Here is a 14,975-nt window from a genome sequence, read left to right as displayed (position 1 = left end):
GAGAGTGGGCACTTCTCTCGCTGACAACCCTCACACTACGAGGGGCCACCGACATCGCCGGAGGAGCGGCCGCGTGCCTCATGCGGCCGGGGGTGCACGGCGAACTCGTGGCGGCGAGCGGACGTGCTGCGCGCGCAGTTGTTCGTGACTCTCTGAGGTGCTCGACGCCCAGTCCGCACGCACGCCATGATGGCGGCATGAGCGCGGACGGGTCAGCCAGCCGGCGCACGACGTGCGCGATCGTCGGCGGCGGCCCCGCGGGGCTGGTGCTCGGCCTCCTCCTCGCCCGGGCGGGCGTCGCGGTGACGGTGCTCGAGAAGCACGCCGACTTCCTCCGCGACTTCCGCGGCGACACGGTGCATCCGACGACCCTCGCCCTCCTCGACGATCTCGGCCTGTTCGAGCGCTTCGACGCGATCCGGCATTCCACGATCCGCCGCGTGCGCCTTCCCGGCGGCGGCGACGACGCCCGTCCTCGCGGATTTCGGCCGCCTGCCGGTGCGCCACCCCTACATCGCGATGGTGCCGCAGTGGGATCTGCTCGACCTGCTGGCGGATGCGGCGGCCGCCGAGCCGACGTTCACGCTGCTGCGGCGCCACGAGGTGACGGCGGTCACGCGGGCGAACGGCCGGGCGACGGGCGTGCGGTACGTCGGCCCGGACGGCCCCGGGGCGCTCGAGGCGGATCTCGTCGTGGCGTGCGACGGCCGCTGGTCGCGCGTGCGGCAGAGCGTCGGCTTCCCGAAGCGGGAGTTCCCGGTCGGGTTCGACGTGTGGTGGTACCGCATCACGTCCGACCTGCACCTCGAGGAGAACCTCCTGCCGCGCCTGAAGGGCGGTCACGTCGCGATCGGGATCCCGCGGGAGGGGTACGTGCAGGTCGCGGGTCTCGGACCCGAGGGCACCGACGCGCAGGTGCGCGCCCGCGGCATCGAGGCGTTCCGCGCCGACGCGGCGGACCTGTTCCCCGAGCTCGCGGGCGATGCCGGCTCGGTCGCGTCGATGGTCGACGTCAAGCATCTCGATGTGCGGCTCGACCGCCTCCGCCGCTGGTACGCGAACGGCGTGCTGTGCATCGGCGACGCCGCCCACGCGATGTCGCCCGTCGGCGGCGTCGGCATCAACCTCGCGGTGCAGGACGCCGTGGCCGCCGCGCGCATCCTCGCCGCGCCGCTGCGCGAGGGCGGGATGCGGACGCGCGAGGGGGCTCGCGTCCTCGCCCGCGTGCAGCGGCGGCGCATGCTGCCGACGGTCGTCATCCAGAGCGTCCAACGGCTCCTCCACCGGTTCGTGATCATGCCGGCGCTCGCGCACGACCTGCAGGCGCCCGCGCTCGTCGTCCGGCTGCTGCGCGCGGTGCCGGCGCTGTCGGCGCTCCCCGCGGCGGTCATCGGGATCGGACCCCGCCCCGAACGTGCGCCGGCATGGGCGCGCCGCGCGCACTAGAGCAGCTGCGCGCGCAGCTCGGCGTCGCCGGAGCCGGTGGCGGCGCCGATGCGCCCGTTGACGATGCGGTACATCACGAATTCCGCCACGTTCACCCGCCGCCGCGTCGGCTCGATGCCGGCGTACACCCCGGTGTGTGTGCCGCTGCCGCGCACGTGCGCCGCGATGCGGTCGTCCTCGGCGATCACCTGGATGCTGCGCCACCGCCAATCCGGGAACGCGTGCCACAGGTCCGCCGCATCCGAGAGGAACGCGTCGACCCCGCCCGGCAGGTGCGCGCGTCGCACGTGGGGGTCGACGAACGCCCGCAGCGCCTCGGGATCGTGCCGGTTGTACGCGTCGAGGTACTCGGCGAACCACTCGTGCAGCTGCCACGACTCCATCCGGCCATCCTCGCAGGATCGCCTGGCCGCCGGTCGCTCAGACGCGCGCGACCGGCTGCCGGAGGATCGTGCGCAGCCGCTCCGGCGCGGTGCGGCGGGCGTCGGTGAGGTAGATCTCGTGGTGGTGGCCGGTCGGGCGGAGCCCCTGCGCGGGGAGGACCTCGTCGTGCAGGCGCGCGAGCGCCGGCGCCTCCGCGTCGTACGGGCCGACGTGGAGGGTCTGCGCGACGAGCCCCTCCTCGAGCGTGTCCCAGCGCAGGTCGGACAGGAGCGACGGCGCGCCGGCGGCCGCGACGGCGGCGACGACCGTGTCGACGTCCTCGCGAGTGATCCAGTCCGGCGTGCGGATCATCGCCGTCCACCGCCACCGGTCCTTGTCGCGCGCGGTGGTGAACGAGGCCAGGTCGTCCGCCCACCACAGGGCTTCCAGCGGCAGCACGCGATGGTCGCGTCCGAGCTCCCGCTTGCTGAAGAACTTCAGCCGGTAGGCGACCGGGTACAGCGTCGCGAGCGCGTCGGCATAGCGCGCCGCGGTGTTGGGGTCACCCTGCCCGTCCACCATGAGGTACCGCGCGGGCGGGAGTTCCACGACGTCGATGCGGCCGCGCCGGGCGCGATAGCCGGGGAGCGCGGCGGTGAGGTCGGGGGCGGCGGCCACCGGCGTCAGTCCCCGCCGAGCAGGTCGGGGTGCGTGAGGCGCCACCACGCGTCCGGCGGTTCGATGCCGCCGGCGATCACGACGGGCGCCCTCGCCGCGTCTGGCCCGGCGGTCCATGAGATCGCGCCGATCTCCTCGCCGTCGGCATAGGTCGTGGGCTTCCGCGTGTCGAGCGTCACCGCGATCGCCGTGTCCGACCACGTGAGGACGTCGGCGGATGCGCCGATGACGATGTCGGCCTCGGCGCCCCACCGTGCCGTGACCGACCCGATCCGGTCGCCGGGCTGTGCGAGCGGCACCCGGTGGAAGCCGGCGCGGAGGCCCGCGAGCACCTCACGCGTGGCCCGCTCGACCGCGTCTCGGCTCGGACCGCCGAGCATGACGCCCGTCACGGCGAGCGGCGTCCCGGAGCCCACGTCGGCGGTGGCGGTGTAGACGAGGTTGAACGTGCCCTCGCCGAGATTCCCGGTCTTCAGGCCGGTGATGCCGTCGACGCCCAGCAGCCCATTGGTGTTGTAGAGGTCGCCCGCGCCGGGCACCCGCATCGAGCTGCGTCCCGCCAGCCCCGCCACGACCGGGTCGGCGGCGGCGATCTTCGCCAGGGCGAGCAGGTCGCCCGGCGTGCTGGTGTTGCGGCGGTCGATGCCGGTGGGCTCGACGATGCGCGTGCTCGCGAGGCCGTGCGCGTCGAGCCAGCGGCGCGCGGCGCCGGCGAAGGCCCCCGTCGAGCCGAACGCCCACGACGCCGTCGCGTCGGCGTAGTTGCTGGCGGAGGGCAGCAGCATCGTGGCGAGCGCGTCGCGCAGCGACATGCGGGTGCCCGTCGGCATGGGCGCGACGGTCGCGCCCAGCACGTAGTACGCGTCATAGAGGTCGTGATCGGCCTTGTCGAACGTCAGGGTCGGCCCGGGGTCGTCGGGGCCCGGGAGCGGGTGCGCGTCGAGGATCACGAGCGTGGTGATGAGCTTGGTCAGGCTCGCGATCGGCCGCGGGGAGTCGTCACCCGACCGCAGCCACGCCGCGGATGCGTCGGGTCCGAGATACGCGTCGGCCCCCGCGACGGCCACGACGGCGGCGCCGTCGCCGGGCATCGGGACGGCGGCGACCGGCGTGCGGGGCGGCTGCGGGGTCTGGAGAGAGACGACCGGCTCCGGAAGCGGTGCGTTGAGCGCCCACACGGCGTATCCGCCGGCTCCGCCGACGGACAGCACGAGCAGCGCGAGGACGACGACGCCCGCGATGAGCCGCGAGCGGCGCCGGCGTGCGCGGCGGACGGGGTCGTCGGCCGCGGCCCGCGCATCGGCGCCGTCGCGCAGCCAGCCGGCGAGCTCCTCGGTCGCGTCGGGCGCGTCCTGCTGCGTCGTCATGCGGCCCCTCCGGTCAGTCCTCCGCTCATCCTGCCCGAGAAGCGTGGACTTCGCATCCAAAGGGGGCCGGGATCACGTCCGCCGCGCGCGCCGGTACGACGGCTGGCGGATGCGGCGCACCCATCCGTACGCGCCGATCCCCGGCGGTGCGTTCTCCACCGCGTCGAAGCGGAGCGCCCGATCGTCCTGGTCGGCGGCGGCAGAGAGGACGAGCTCGCCCACCGGATGCCATCGCCCGACCGGCCGGGCCACGCACACCCGGAGCCGCCACGGCGCATCCGCGAGGGCCGCGCGCAGGTCGGCGAGCCGGCTCGGCAGCGGCGTCGCCCGATCGGCGAGGGCGGCGAGGAGCAGCGGTCCGGCGTCGCCTCGCGACGGCAGGAGCGCCGTGTACGCCGCGCCGCCGGGCGACCGGCGCGGCACGAGCGCGAAGCGGCCGGGGACGCCGATGCCGGTGGTCGCGAGCTCGAGGTCCGCAGCGTGCCCTTCGGCGTCGCCGCGGACGGCGAGCCCCCACACGTCGGGGAGCGCTGCCGGCAGCCCGACCGAGCGCGACAGCCGGGCGACGACGCGGATCGGCGCGGCGGCGTCGTCGAACCACGCGATGCCACTCGAGCTCACGCGGGGGGAGGGGACCAGCATCCCCTCCAGCACGACGCCGTGCGCGTGGATGGGGCGGGGGCGCCGGACGAGGAGGATCGCCGCGAACACCCCGCGCAGCGCCGCGCCGACGGCGGCGGAGACGGCGGCGGGCATCCCGCAAACATGCCGCGCGGGCGTGCCCGCCCCGATGCCCCTGTCCGCGCTGCGGCCGGAGCCGGTACGCTCCGCGCGGCGGCTCAGGCGCGGCGGCTCAGGCGAGCTCGCGCAGCGCCGTGCGCCCCTCGGCGGCGAAGGCGGGATCCTCGTCGCCGTGAGCGAGGAGCAGCAGCGCGATCGCCGCCGCCCACCCCGCGGCGCGGGTCCACGTCGCGGCGTCGTAGCGCTCGCCGGTCGCGGCGGCGAAGCGCTCGCGCCCGGCGCGATCGAACGCGAGCCACCCGACGGCGAGGTCGTACGCGGGGTCGCCGGAGGTGACGTCGCCGAAGTCGACGATCGCGCGCAGCGCGCCGTCTCGGGCGACGAGGTTCCCGGGGTGCAGGTCGCCGTGGATCCACACGGGCGCCGAGGTCCACGGCGGCGCCGCCAGGGCCGCCTCCCACCGCCGCACGGCTACGGCGCGCAGGTCGGCGGATGCGGCGGACATCCGCGCGCGGACGCCCTCGTCGCGCTCGGCCAGGGGCACGCCCCGCACCGGGTTCCGCGGCGCGGTGGGCGGCGCATCCGCGTGCAGCGCGACGAGCGCGCGCGCGAGCGTCGCGGCCCACGCCGTGCGCGCGGACCGCGGGGTGCCGGTGACCGCGTCGCCCTCGAACCACGGCGCGACCGACCAGGGCCACGGGAACTGCTCGGAGGGCGTGCCCGCGAAGACGGGTGCCGGCACGGCGACGCCCGTCGCCGCGAGGCGCTGCGCGATCGCGGGAAGCGCCTGCTGCTCGTGCCGGATCAGCGGTGCCGCCGCCGCGCGTCGCGGCAGGCGCACGACGAGGTCGTCGCCCAGGCGCCACATCTCGCTGTCCCAGCCGGCGGCGGCCCGCCGCATCCGTTCGCGGCCGCCCAGGAGCGCGGGGGCCTGGGCCGAGAGGAGGCCGCGGACGAGCTCCGCGGTGACCTCGACCTCGGCGGCGGGGATGATCGGCACCGCCCGAGTGTACGCGGCGCCACCCCGTTGACCGCGCCGCGCCTCCTCGGTAGGGGTGGATCATGGAACGACTCCAGCAGTGGCTCGACGCCTACCTCCGGGCGTGGGCGTCGAACGAGCCCGACGACATCCGCGCGCTCTTCACCGACGACGGGACGTACGCGGGCGGTCCGTACGACCCGCACCCGTGGATCGGGCAGGACGCGATCGTGCGGGAATGGCTCGCGCACCGCGACGAGCCGGGCGAGTGGACCTTCGACGGCCGACCGATCGCGATGACCGGCGACGTCGGGGTCATCGAGGGCCGCACGCACTACACGAGCGGACGCGACTACGCGAACCTGTGGGTCGTCGAGCTCGCCGCCGACGGGCGCGCCCGCTCCATGGTCGAGTGGTTCATGGAGCCGGGGCCCGTGCGTGAGGGCGAGGAGTGACGGCGTGACCCGACGGCTCGTCGCGATCCCGATGGCGGCGGCGCTCCTGGTCGCGCTCGCCGCGTGCGGACTGCCGCGCGACACCGAGGGCACCACCGAGCGCATCGACGGCGGCGAGTTGCGCGTGGGGGTGACCCACAATCCGCCGTGGGTCGACACGAGCGGGACATCTCCGCGGGGCAGCGAGGTGACGCTCCTCGAGGGCTTCGCCGAGGCGGCGGGCGCGGAGGTGACCTGGGTCGAGGGGAGTGAAGGGGTGCTCGCAGACGCCCTCGACAGCGGGCGCATCGACGTCGCCATCGGCGGCTTCACCGACGACACGCCGTGGACCGACAAGGCGGCGGTCTCCGCGGTGTACCGCGAGACGCGGACGGACGACGACGTCACCGAGAAGCACGTCGTCCTCACCCGCATGGGGGAGAACCGTCTGCTCGTCGACCTCGAGACCTACCTGCGGGAGAACGGCGGATCATGAGCACCGACGCCCTCACGCAGCTGCCGCCCGAGCTGCAGGCGACGCTGCGCCGCGCGATCCGCCTCGAGTGGGCGACGATCGTCTTCCTCGTCGTGACGATCACGCTCGTCGGCCTCGTGGTCGGCAATTCGCAGGCGATGCGTGCGGCATGGATCGAAGACCTCCTCTCGCTCGCCCCGCCGCTGGCGTTCCTCGTGTCGGTGCGCGTCATGCGGCGCCCGGCCACCCCGCGCTACCCGTACGGCTTCTCCCGCTCGGTCGGCGTCGGGCACCTCGTGGCCGGTGTCGCCCTGTTCGCGATGGGCGCGTTCCTCGTCGTGGAGTCGCTCTCGACCCTCCTCCGCGGCCAGCGGCCGCCGATCGGGTCGGTCGTGCTGTTCGGCGAGAGCGTGTGGCTCGGCTGGCTCATGATCGCCGTGATGGCGCTCACGATCCCGCTGCCCATCTGGTTCGGCCGCGTGAAGATGAAGCTCGCCCGCGAGCTGCACGACAAGGTGCTGTACGCCGACGCCGACATGAACAAGGCCGACTGGCAGACCGCGGTCGGCTCGATCGTCGGCGTGCTCGGCATCGGGATCGGGCTGTGGTGGATGGATGCGGCGGCGGCGATCTTCATCGCCGGGAGCATCGTGTGGGACGGCGTGAAGAACACCCGCGCCGCGATCACCGACCTCATGGACACGCGCGCGACCACCTTCGACGACGAGGAGACGCACCCCGACGTGGCGCGCCTGCACGACTACCTCTCGCAGCTGCGGTGGGTCGAGGAGGTGCGCACGCGCACGCGCGACCACGGCATGTTCCTGCACGTCGAGGCCTTCGTGCGGCCCCGACGCGGCCGGACGCCGTCGCTGCGCACCCTCGCGCGGGCCCGCGCGGGCGCCCGGCGTCTGAACTGGAAGCTCCACGACGTCGAGATCGTGCCCGTCGCGGAGTTCCCCGCGACCGCGAGCCGCCCCACGTGAGCGGGCGCAACCCCCGCGGCGCGCCGGCGCCCGGGATCTAGCCTGTCCCCCTCGGAAGGAGAAACCATGAGCACCCCGATCCCCCCTGTCTCGCCCGACGACGGCAACCCCGCCGACGACCTGAAGACCGACGCCATCCGGGACATCGAGCGCGAGCACGAGGTCACCGGCGACGCCGTCTCGGACGGCCATCCCGACCACGCGGACTGAGGCCGCGAAAACTCCTCCCATCCGATTCGCGGGCGACCCCGAACAGAGTGTGCGGCCGGGCGACCGGCCAACCGCCATCCGGCGGCACAGCACATCGAGCCGCATCGGCTCACGGATTCGGAGGAAGTCATGCTCACGAAGAAGAAGCACCTGACCGCGGCCCTCGGCCTGGTCCTCGCGTCGACCTTCGCGCTCGCCGCATGTTCGGGTGGCAGCGCATCGTCGGGTGGGACGACCGAGGAGAGCTCGGCGCCCATGTCCACGCCGTCGGCGTCCGCGTCGAGCGACATGATGGACCCGGCCGCCAACCTCGTCGGCCCCGGCTGCGCCGACTACGCCGCGCAGGTGCCGTCGGGCGCCGGTTCGGTCGAGGGCATGTCGCAGGACCCCGTGGCCACGGCCGCCTCGAACAACCCGCTGCTGAAGACGCTCGTGCAGGCGGTCAGCGGCCAGCTGAACCCGCAGGTCAACCTCGTCGACACGCTCAACGGCGGCGAGTTCACGGTCTTCGCTCCCGTCGACGACGCGTTCGGCAAGATCGACCCCGCCACCATCGAGACCCTCAAGACCGACTCGGCGCTGCTGACCAAGATCCTCACGTACCACGTCGTGCAGGGCCAGCTCTCGCCCGAGGACGTCGTCGGCACGCTCGCGACCGTCGAGGGTCAGGACCTGACCGTCTCCGGCAGCGGCGACTCGCTCAAGGTCAACGACGCCAACGTCATCTGCGGTGGCGTGCAGACGGCCAACGCGACGGTGTACCTCATCGACACCGTTCTCATGCCGCCGGCCAACTGATAGGAATCAGCCACCGGATCTCAGCGGGGCCGCGGATGCTTCCGGCATCCGCGGCCCCGCTGCCATGAGCAGAGGAGTTCTCGATGTCCGCACCCCGCGCGCCGCGCGCCCTGGCGTGGTCGGCCCTCGTCGGAGTCGTCGCCGCGGCGGCGCTCCTGGCCGCGAGCGAGGCCTTCGCCGCCGTCCTCGCCCGGGACGCCAGCCCGCTCCTGGCGGTCGGCTCGTTCGTCGTCGACGTCGTCCCACGGCCGCTCAAGGAGTTCGCGATCACGGCCTTCGGGTCGCTCGACAAGGTCGCGCTGCTCGTGGGCCTCGGCATCGCCGCCGCGATCGGCGCGGCCCTCGCCGGCCTGCTGCAGTACCGGCGGCCGCCGTTCGGGGCGATCCTCCTCGCGCTCGGCGGCGCCGCCGCGACCGCGGCAGTGGCCACCCGCTCCGGCGCGGGCTTCCTGTCGTGGCTGCCGCCCGTGCTCGGCACGGTCGTGGGGGTGGGGCTCCTCGTCATGATGAGCGAGCGCCTGCGCCGCTGGACGTCGGCGGCCGCCGCTGTCGCCGCGGAACCCGCCGAGGCCGACGCGGCATCCGGAGACGGAGCCGACGCGACGTCGACCGGAGCGCGCGTCGACCGCCGATCGTTCCTCCTCTTCTCCGCGATCACCGCTGCGGCCGCGGTCGTCGTGGGCGTCGGCGCCCGCGTCGTGAACGCCGCATCCGCCTCGATCGCCGCGGCCCGCGACGCGCTGCGCCTGCCCGCACCCCGCGCCACGGTGGCCGTTCCCGCGGGTGCCGAGCTCGACGTGCCGGGTATCACGCCGCTGTTCACGTCGAACGCGGACTTCTACCGCGTCGACACGGCCCTCACCGTGCCGCAGATCGACCCGACGACGTGGCGCCTGGTCGTAGACGGCATGGTCGGACAGCGCGTCGAGCTGTCGTTCGACGACCTCATCGGCATGGGCCTGGACGAGTACGTCATCACTCTCACGTGCGTGTCGAACGAGATCGGCGGCGATCTCGTCGGCAACGCGCGCTGGCTCGGCGTGCCGGTGCGCGACGTGCTCGCGATGGCGGCCCCGGGCGCCGACGCCGACATGGTGCTCTCGCGCAGCGTCGACGGCTACACCGCGTCGACCCCGCTCAGCGCCCTCACCGACCCGTCGATCGACGCGATCCTCGCCGTGGCGATGAACGGCGAGCCGCTGCCGCTCGAGCACGGGTTCCCCGTGCGCATGGTCGTGCCGGGTCTGTACGGCTACGTCTCGGCCACGAAGTGGCTGACGGAGCTGAAGGTCACGACCTTCGCGCAGGACGAGGCGTACTGGACCCCGCGCGGATACAGTGCCCAGGCGCCGATCAAGATGTCCAGCCGCGTGGATACGCCGAAGATCGGATCGCCGGTCCCGGCCGGTCTCGTGCCGATCGCGGGGATGGCGTGGGCGCAGGGCGTGGGCGTCGCGCGCGTCGAGCTGAGCATCGACGACGGCGAGTGGCAGCAGGCGACGCTGTCGAATCCGGTCAACGACGACACGTGGGTGCAGTGGACCCTGCCGTGGCAGGCGACGCCCGGCACGCACTACATCACCGTGCGGGCGGTGGACAAGGCGGGCAACGTCCAGATCCAGGAAGCGGCGCCGATCGCCCCCAACGGATCGAGCGGATGGCAGCGGACGCTCGTGTCGGTCACGTGACGCGGCGGGGGAGAATGGCCCGATGAGCTCCTCCCCCTGGGCCTCGCCTCCCGCGTTCACGACGCGGCCCGACCTCAGCGGCTCGTTCGGCATGGCCGCCTCGACCCACTGGCTCGCGACCGGCACGGCGCAGAGCGTGCTCGAGCGCGGCGGCAACGCGTTCGACGCGGCGGTGGCCGGGAGCCTCGTGCTCCACCTCGCCGAGCCCCACCTCAACGGACCCGCCGGCGACCTCGTCGGGCTCGTCGCGCCTCGCGCCGCCTCCCCGCGCGTGCTGTCGGGGCAGGGGCCGGCGCCGGCCGGCGCGACGATCGCGCACTACCGTGGCCTCGGGCTCGACGCCGTGCCGGGGGCGGGCGGACTGGCCGCCGCCATTCCGGGGGCGTTCCCCGCGCTCGTGCTGTTGCTGCGCACGCACGGCACGTGGGAGTTCGCCGACGTCGCCGCATACGCCGTGCACTACGCCGAGAACGGCGTGCCGGTGTCGCCGGCGTGGGCGCGCACGGTGCGATCGGTGGAGGGGCTGTTCCGCGACGCGTGGCCGACCTCCGCGGCGCTGTGGATGCCCGCGGGTCGCCCGCCGCACGCGGGCGAGACGTTCCGCAACCCCGCGTGGGCCGATGCGCTGCGGCGGCTCGTCGTCGCCTCCGGCGTCGGGTCGACCCGCGACGACCGACTCGACGCGGTGCTCGCGCAGTGGCGCGAGGGGTTCGTGGCGCGCGAGCTCACGGCGTTCCTCGCGCGCCCGCACCGCCACTCCGACGGCGGCGACTACGCCGGCGTGCTGAGCCTGGACGACGTCCGCGGCCACGACGCGTCGTGGGAGGAGCCGGTGTCGTACCGGTTCCGCGGTGTCGACGTGGTCAAGGCCGCGGCGTGGGGATCGGGCCCCGTGCTGCTGCAGACCCTCGCGATCCTCGCGACCTTCCCCGACATCGAGCTCGACCCGTCGACCGCGCGCGGCGCGCACCTCGTCGTCGAGGCGCTCAAGCTCGCGCTGGCCGACCGTGATGCGTACTACGGCGAGGACGCGCGGGAGGCGCTGGCGGTGCTCCTCTCCGACGATTACGCCCGCGAGCGCGCGACCCTCATCGGCGAGGAGGCGAGCGACGACTGGCGCCCCGGTGCGGTGCCGGGGCTCGAGGCCTTCGTGCCGCCGCTGTTCGAGGCATCCGCTGCCGCGGGCGGCAGCACGGGCGAGCCGACGGTGCGCGCGAACGGCGAGACCCGGGGCGACACGTGCCACATCGACGTCGTCGACGCCGCCGGCAACATGGCGAGCCTCACCCCGTCGGGCGGCTGGCTGCAGTCCTCGCCCGCGGTGCCGTCGCTCGGCATCGCGGCGGGCACCCGGCTGCAGATGGCGTGGCTCGACGAGAGCGCGCCCGCGGCCCTGCGCCCCGGCGCCCGCCCCCGCACGACGCTGTCGCCGACGCTGCTGGCCGGCGGCGGGGTGGTCATCGAGGCCCTCGGCACGCCGGGCGGAGACCAGCAGGACCAGTGGCAGGTGCCGTATCTGGTGCGCCGCATCGTCGGCGGCTACAGCCCGCAGCAGGCGATCGACGCGCCGACGCTCCACACGACGCACCTGCCGAGCTCGTTCTGGCCGCGGGCGTGGGAGCCCCGCGGCGTCGTCGTCGAAGACCGCCTCGGGGAAGACGTGATCGCCGACCTCCGCGCCCGCGGTCACGTCGTCACGGTCTCGGGCGGCTGGTCGCTCGGGCGCCTGTCGGCCGTGTCGCGCGACCCGTCGGACGGCACGCTGTCGGCCGCCGCCAACCCGCGCGGCGGCTCCGGCTACGCCGCGGGCCGCTGACGCCGGCGCGCGTCAGCGGCTCACCGCGATCACGAGCAGGATGACCGCGAACACGAGCGCGACGGCGATCATGCCGACCGTCGGCACGAGGATCGACAGGCGCCGGCAGCGTCCGGCGCGCAGCCCCGCGGCGCTCGCGACGAGCACCGCGAACAGGGCGACCTCGAGCGCGATCGCGATCCACGCGAGAGCGGGGGCGACCGGCACGGCGAAGGCGAACAGCACCACCGCGACGACCCCCACGATCGCCGCGGGAAGCACCGCCCACCGGGAGCCCGCGCGATCCGCGAGCGCCCCGCCGCGGCCGTCCGGTCGCTCCTGTGCGGACCCGGGGTCGCCGTCGCTCGCGGCGGGCCCGGCGGCGCGGCTGTCGCGCGCGTGCGCGGCGTCGACGCCCGGCTCGTAGCGCTGGGCGAGCGAGTCGGATGCCGGCGTCGTCGCGCCGTCCGGCGCGTCGGCCTCCGCCGCGTCGTCGCCGGAGCCGTCGGCGCCGTTGCGGCGCGCGCGGCGGCGCTCCAGGCCCGACTCGATCCCGCCGTCGCCGCGACGCGTGCCGACGCCGGGGATGTCGTTCTGGCTCGAGACGTTCTGCAGCGGCGCGACGTCGCCGTCGCCGATGCGCGTGCTGTCGACCGCGCCGGTGTCGGCGCCCCGACCGCCCGCGGGCACCTCGGCCGCCGCATCCGCGGCCTCGGCCTGCCGCCGCCGCGTGACGGGGATGTCGTCGCTCATGCGCACTCCTCTCGTGACGGCTCACGCTAGGTGTCGCGCGTCGCGGGTCCGCAGGGCCTTGACACTCCCCGCCGGGTTGTCAATCCCCGCTCCGATGACGTGTCGGTGCGATGGGGTGGGGGTCCACACAACGAGGAGCGACATGGTCCAGATCATCGAAACCATCGACGTCGACGTGCCCGTGAGCACGGCGTACAACCAGTGGACGCAGTTCGAGAGCTTCCCGTCCTTCATGGACGAGGTCGTCTCGATCACCCAGCGCGACGACACCGACCTGCACTGGAAGGTCAAGGTCGCCGGTGCCGAGCGCGAGTTCGACGCGCAGGTGACCGAGCAGCACCCCGACGAGCGCGTCGCGTGGCGCAGCATCGGCGGCGACACCGAGCACGCCGGCGCGGTGACTTTCCACAAGCTGTCGGACGCGCAGACGCGCGTCACCGTGCAGATCGACTGGGAGCCCGAGGGGCTGCTCGAGAAGGCCGGGTCGCTGCTCGGCGCCGGTCAGCACGCCGTGAAGAAGGACCTGAAGAACTTCAAGGAGTTCATCGAGAGCCGCGGCGCTGAGACCGGCGAGTGGCGAGGCGACGTGCCGCGCGACTGACCCCGGCGGTAACGCCGCGCGCCCCGGTTGTCAACGCTCGACGACCGGGGCGCGTTGGCGTGTTCACTGGGTATGTCTTTTCCCTGCCCCCGGAGGTCCGCATGAACACCCTGGACGAATCCCCCGATCTGCGCGACGACGCCGACGTGTTCGAAGACGAGCTGCGCGCGGAGCTGGCCGACCGTGGCATCGTCAGCGCCCTCTGACGGGTCTGCCGGCGACGTCGTGGTCCGCGCGATCACGCCCGATGACGCCGGGGAGGTGCTGACCCTGCAGCGCGCCGCGTTCGCGTCGGAGGCCCTCATCTACGGCGACCCCGACATGCCGCCGCTCACGCAGACCCTCGAGGAGCTGCGCGCCGAGCTCACCGAGAACCTCGGATGCGTCGCCGTCCGAGACGGTCGCATGCTCGCCGCCGCACGGGCGCGCCGGGACGGCGACCTGCTGCTGATCGGCCGTATCGCCGTCGCCCCCGACCTGCAGGGCGAAGGACTCGGCTCCCTCATCCTCGGTGCCGTGGAGGAACGCGGCCGCGACGCCGGCGCGCGCGAGGCCGAGCTGTTCACCGGCCGCCTCAGCGAGGCGAACATCCGGCTCTACGAGCGCGAGGGCTACCGCGAGTCCGAGCGCGCCGGCGGCAAGACCGGCGGCGACGAGGTCTACCTGCGCAAGCCTCTCGGCTGACCTCCGCGCGGCGCCACCGCGAAAGTGCACCGTCGCGACGAATCCGCTCGCTCGCGGGTGCACTTTCGCCGCCACCGTGCACTCTCGCGCGTCAGGCGCCGAAGACGTGCACCGGCAGTCCGCGCGCGCCGACGTCGGCCGCGAAGATCGAGCCGCTGAGCGGCGCGTCTTCGAGCGCGCGCTCGTCGAGGTTCTCCCGCGCCGTGCCGATGAACAGCGTCGAGAGCTCCGGGCCGCCGAAGGCGACCGACGTCACGTTCGGCGCCGGCACCGGCACGGATGCGGCGAACCCGCCGTCGGCCGACCAGTGCACGACCTCGCCGTCGCCGTAGACGGCGTTCCAGAAGCCGCCCGCCGCATCGCGCACGAGCCCGTCCGACATGCGGCCCCGCACGAACGGCGCGAGGTCGCCCAGCGGCTGCGCGCCCGGACCGTACGGCGCGCGGTAGATCGTCTTCGTGCCGGTGTCGGTGATCCACATCAGCCGACCGTCGTCCGACCACTCCATGCCGTTCGTGATCGCGAAGCCGCCGCGGAGCACCTCGACGGCGCCGTCGGCGGTGAACGCGTAGACCGCCGCATCCGGCTCATCCGACGTGACGTCCATCGCGCCGACGATGAAGCGCCCGAACGGGTCGGCCTTGCCCTCGTTGAAGCGGATGCCGCCGTGGGAATGCGTCACGCGTGCGAGTTCGCGCACGATCCGCCCGTCGGCGTCGAGCAGCACGGTCGCATCCTTCAGCGCGGCGACGTACCCGTCGCCGGCGGCGGGCTGCACCGCGCTGCACGGCGGCGGCAGCGACACGACGCGGTCATCCGACCCGTCCTCGGCGCCGTCGAGCCGGGCGCGGTGGAACGTGCCCTCGGTGATGTCGACCCAGCACAGCTCGTCGGTGCGGGCGTCCCAGAAGATGCTCTCGACGAGGATCGAGCGCAACCGCCGGAACACGCGTGGCGACCGCTCATGCGTCACGGTG

At 74.2% G+C, this 14,975-nt stretch carries 17 protein-coding genes and 1 pseudogene; 11 read left to right on the top strand and 7 right to left on the bottom strand.

What is annotated here, in order from left to right; translation table 11 throughout:
• Positions 1-80: 80 nt before the first annotated feature.
• A pseudogene (locus EI169_RS16965) lies at positions 81-356 on the top strand (FAD-dependent monooxygenase); the annotation flags it as partial.
• A gap of 142 nt (positions 357-498) precedes the next feature.
• Positions 499-1,446, top strand: coding sequence for an FAD-dependent monooxygenase (locus tag EI169_RS13525; RefSeq protein WP_276312877.1), 948 nt, complete (start codon positions 499-501; stop codon positions 1,444-1,446).
• Here EI169_RS13525 and EI169_RS13520 read toward each other — a convergent pair.
• From EI169_RS13520 to EI169_RS13500, 5 genes are all read right to left on the bottom strand, one after another.
• Positions 1,443-1,829 carry an ester cyclase gene (locus tag EI169_RS13520; protein ID WP_125132807.1) on the bottom strand — a complete coding sequence of 129 codons (387 nt, stop codon included), beginning with the start codon at positions 1,827-1,829 and terminating at the stop codon, positions 1,443-1,445. The genes EI169_RS13525 and EI169_RS13520 overlap by 4 nt on opposite strands.
• 37 nt (positions 1,830-1,866) lie before the next feature.
• Positions 1,867-2,487, bottom strand: coding sequence for a GyrI-like domain-containing protein (locus EI169_RS13515; RefSeq protein WP_240640458.1), 621 nt, complete (start codon positions 2,485-2,487; stop codon positions 1,867-1,869).
• 5 nt (positions 2,488-2,492) lie between these two features.
• Positions 2,493-3,854 carry a D-alanyl-D-alanine carboxypeptidase gene (locus tag EI169_RS13510; protein ID WP_125132805.1) on the bottom strand — a complete coding sequence of 454 codons (1,362 nt, stop codon included), beginning with the start codon at positions 3,852-3,854 and terminating at the stop codon, positions 2,493-2,495.
• Positions 3,855-3,926: 72 nt separating this feature from the next.
• The gene (locus tag EI169_RS13505; protein WP_125132804.1) at positions 3,927-4,610 is read right to left on the bottom strand and encodes a hypothetical protein; all 684 of its coding nucleotides are present in this window, start codon (positions 4,608-4,610) and stop codon (positions 3,927-3,929) included.
• Positions 4,611-4,707: 97 nt separating this feature from the next.
• Positions 4,708-5,595: an aminoglycoside phosphotransferase family protein gene (locus EI169_RS13500; protein WP_125132803.1), complete on the bottom strand. Its 888-nt coding sequence runs from the start codon at positions 5,593-5,595 to the stop codon at positions 4,708-4,710.
• Between the two features lie 62 nt (positions 5,596-5,657).
• Between EI169_RS13500 and EI169_RS13495 the strand changes: the two genes are divergently transcribed.
• From EI169_RS13495 to EI169_RS13470, 7 genes are all read left to right on the top strand, one after another.
• On the top strand, positions 5,658-6,029 hold the full coding sequence (locus EI169_RS13495; RefSeq protein ID WP_125132802.1) for a nuclear transport factor 2 family protein: 372 nt from the start codon (positions 5,658-5,660) through the stop codon (positions 6,027-6,029).
• 4 nt (positions 6,030-6,033) lie between these two features.
• Positions 6,034-6,504 carry a transporter substrate-binding domain-containing protein gene (locus tag EI169_RS13490; protein WP_125132801.1) on the top strand — a complete coding sequence of 157 codons (471 nt, stop codon included), beginning with the start codon at positions 6,034-6,036 and terminating at the stop codon, positions 6,502-6,504.
• Positions 6,501-7,469: a cation diffusion facilitator family transporter gene (locus EI169_RS13485; protein WP_125132800.1), complete on the top strand. Its 969-nt coding sequence runs from the start codon at positions 6,501-6,503 to the stop codon at positions 7,467-7,469. Before EI169_RS13490 ends, EI169_RS13485 begins: the two co-directional genes overlap by 4 nt.
• A 66-nt stretch (positions 7,470-7,535) precedes the next feature.
• On the top strand, positions 7,536-7,679 hold the full coding sequence (locus tag EI169_RS16635; protein ID WP_164515502.1) for a hypothetical protein: 144 nt from the start codon (positions 7,536-7,538) through the stop codon (positions 7,677-7,679).
• Between the two features lie 129 nt (positions 7,680-7,808).
• Positions 7,809-8,477, top strand: coding sequence for a fasciclin domain-containing protein (locus EI169_RS13480; RefSeq protein ID WP_125132799.1), 669 nt, complete (start codon positions 7,809-7,811; stop codon positions 8,475-8,477).
• Between the two features lie 83 nt (positions 8,478-8,560).
• Positions 8,561-10,165, top strand: a complete 1,605-nt coding sequence (locus EI169_RS13475; RefSeq protein WP_125132798.1) for a molybdopterin-dependent oxidoreductase — start codon at positions 8,561-8,563, stop codon at positions 10,163-10,165.
• Positions 10,166-10,187: 22 nt separating this feature from the next.
• Complete coding sequence (locus EI169_RS13470; protein ID WP_125132797.1) at positions 10,188-11,981, top strand: gamma-glutamyltransferase; 1,794 nt, start codon at positions 10,188-10,190, stop codon at positions 11,979-11,981.
• Between the two features lie 12 nt (positions 11,982-11,993).
• Here EI169_RS13470 and EI169_RS13465 read toward each other — a convergent pair whose 3' ends face one another.
• Complete coding sequence (locus EI169_RS13465) at positions 11,994-12,713, bottom strand: hypothetical protein (protein ID WP_125132796.1); 720 nt, start codon at positions 12,711-12,713, stop codon at positions 11,994-11,996.
• Positions 12,714-12,855: 142 nt separating this feature from the next.
• Here EI169_RS13465 and EI169_RS13460 point away from each other — a divergent pair, with 142 nt between their 5' ends.
• Together EI169_RS13460 and EI169_RS13455 are read left to right on the top strand one after the other, a co-directional pair.
• Positions 12,856-13,314, top strand: a complete 459-nt coding sequence (locus EI169_RS13460) for an SRPBCC family protein (RefSeq protein WP_125132795.1) — start codon at positions 12,856-12,858, stop codon at positions 13,312-13,314.
• A gap of 183 nt (positions 13,315-13,497) precedes the next feature.
• A complete protein-coding gene (locus EI169_RS13455; RefSeq protein WP_240640456.1) occupies positions 13,498-13,998 on the top strand; it encodes a GNAT family N-acetyltransferase in 501 nt (166 codons plus the stop codon).
• Positions 13,999-14,089: 91 nt separating this feature from the next.
• Here the strand turns inward: EI169_RS13455 and EI169_RS13450 are convergent, their stop codons facing one another.
• Positions 14,090-14,971, bottom strand: coding sequence for an SMP-30/gluconolactonase/LRE family protein (locus EI169_RS13450; RefSeq protein ID WP_125132794.1), 882 nt, complete (start codon positions 14,969-14,971; stop codon positions 14,090-14,092).
• Positions 14,972-14,975 lie beyond the last annotated feature (4 nt).

It is taken from the genome of Microbacterium sp. 10M-3C3 (genome assembly GCF_003931875.1).
Lineage (GTDB): Bacteria > Actinomycetota > Actinomycetes > Actinomycetales > Microbacteriaceae > Microbacterium.
This window is presented reverse-complemented; position numbering and strand designations above follow the sequence as displayed.

Bases quoted from the DNA above. Each gene is read 5' to 3' on its own strand.
- EI169_RS13520 (WP_125132807.1), bottom strand. From the start codon at position 1,829: ATGGAGTCGTGGCAGCTGCACGAGTGGTTCGCCGAGTACCTCGACGCG.
- EI169_RS13510 (WP_125132805.1), bottom strand. From the start codon at position 3,854: ATGACGACGCAGCAGGACGCGCCCGACGCGACCGAGGAGCTCGCCGGC.
- EI169_RS13505 (WP_125132804.1), bottom strand. From the start codon at position 4,610: ATGCCCGCCGCCGTCTCCGCCGCCGTCGGCGCGGCGCTGCGCGGGGTG.
- EI169_RS13495 (WP_125132802.1), top strand. From the start codon at position 5,658: ATGGAACGACTCCAGCAGTGGCTCGACGCCTACCTCCGGGCGTGGGCG.
- EI169_RS13485 (WP_125132800.1), top strand. From the start codon at position 6,501: ATGAGCACCGACGCCCTCACGCAGCTGCCGCCCGAGCTGCAGGCGACG.
- EI169_RS16635 (WP_164515502.1), top strand. From the start codon at position 7,536: ATGAGCACCCCGATCCCCCCTGTCTCGCCCGACGACGGCAACCCCGCC.
- EI169_RS13480 (WP_125132799.1), top strand. From the start codon at position 7,809: ATGCTCACGAAGAAGAAGCACCTGACCGCGGCCCTCGGCCTGGTCCTC.
- EI169_RS13475 (WP_125132798.1), top strand. From the start codon at position 8,561: ATGTCCGCACCCCGCGCGCCGCGCGCCCTGGCGTGGTCGGCCCTCGTC.
- EI169_RS13470 (WP_125132797.1), top strand. From the start codon at position 10,188: ATGAGCTCCTCCCCCTGGGCCTCGCCTCCCGCGTTCACGACGCGGCCC.
- EI169_RS13465 (WP_125132796.1), bottom strand. From the start codon at position 12,713: ATGAGCGACGACATCCCCGTCACGCGGCGGCGGCAGGCCGAGGCCGCG.
- EI169_RS13460 (WP_125132795.1), top strand. From the start codon at position 12,856: ATGGTCCAGATCATCGAAACCATCGACGTCGACGTGCCCGTGAGCACG.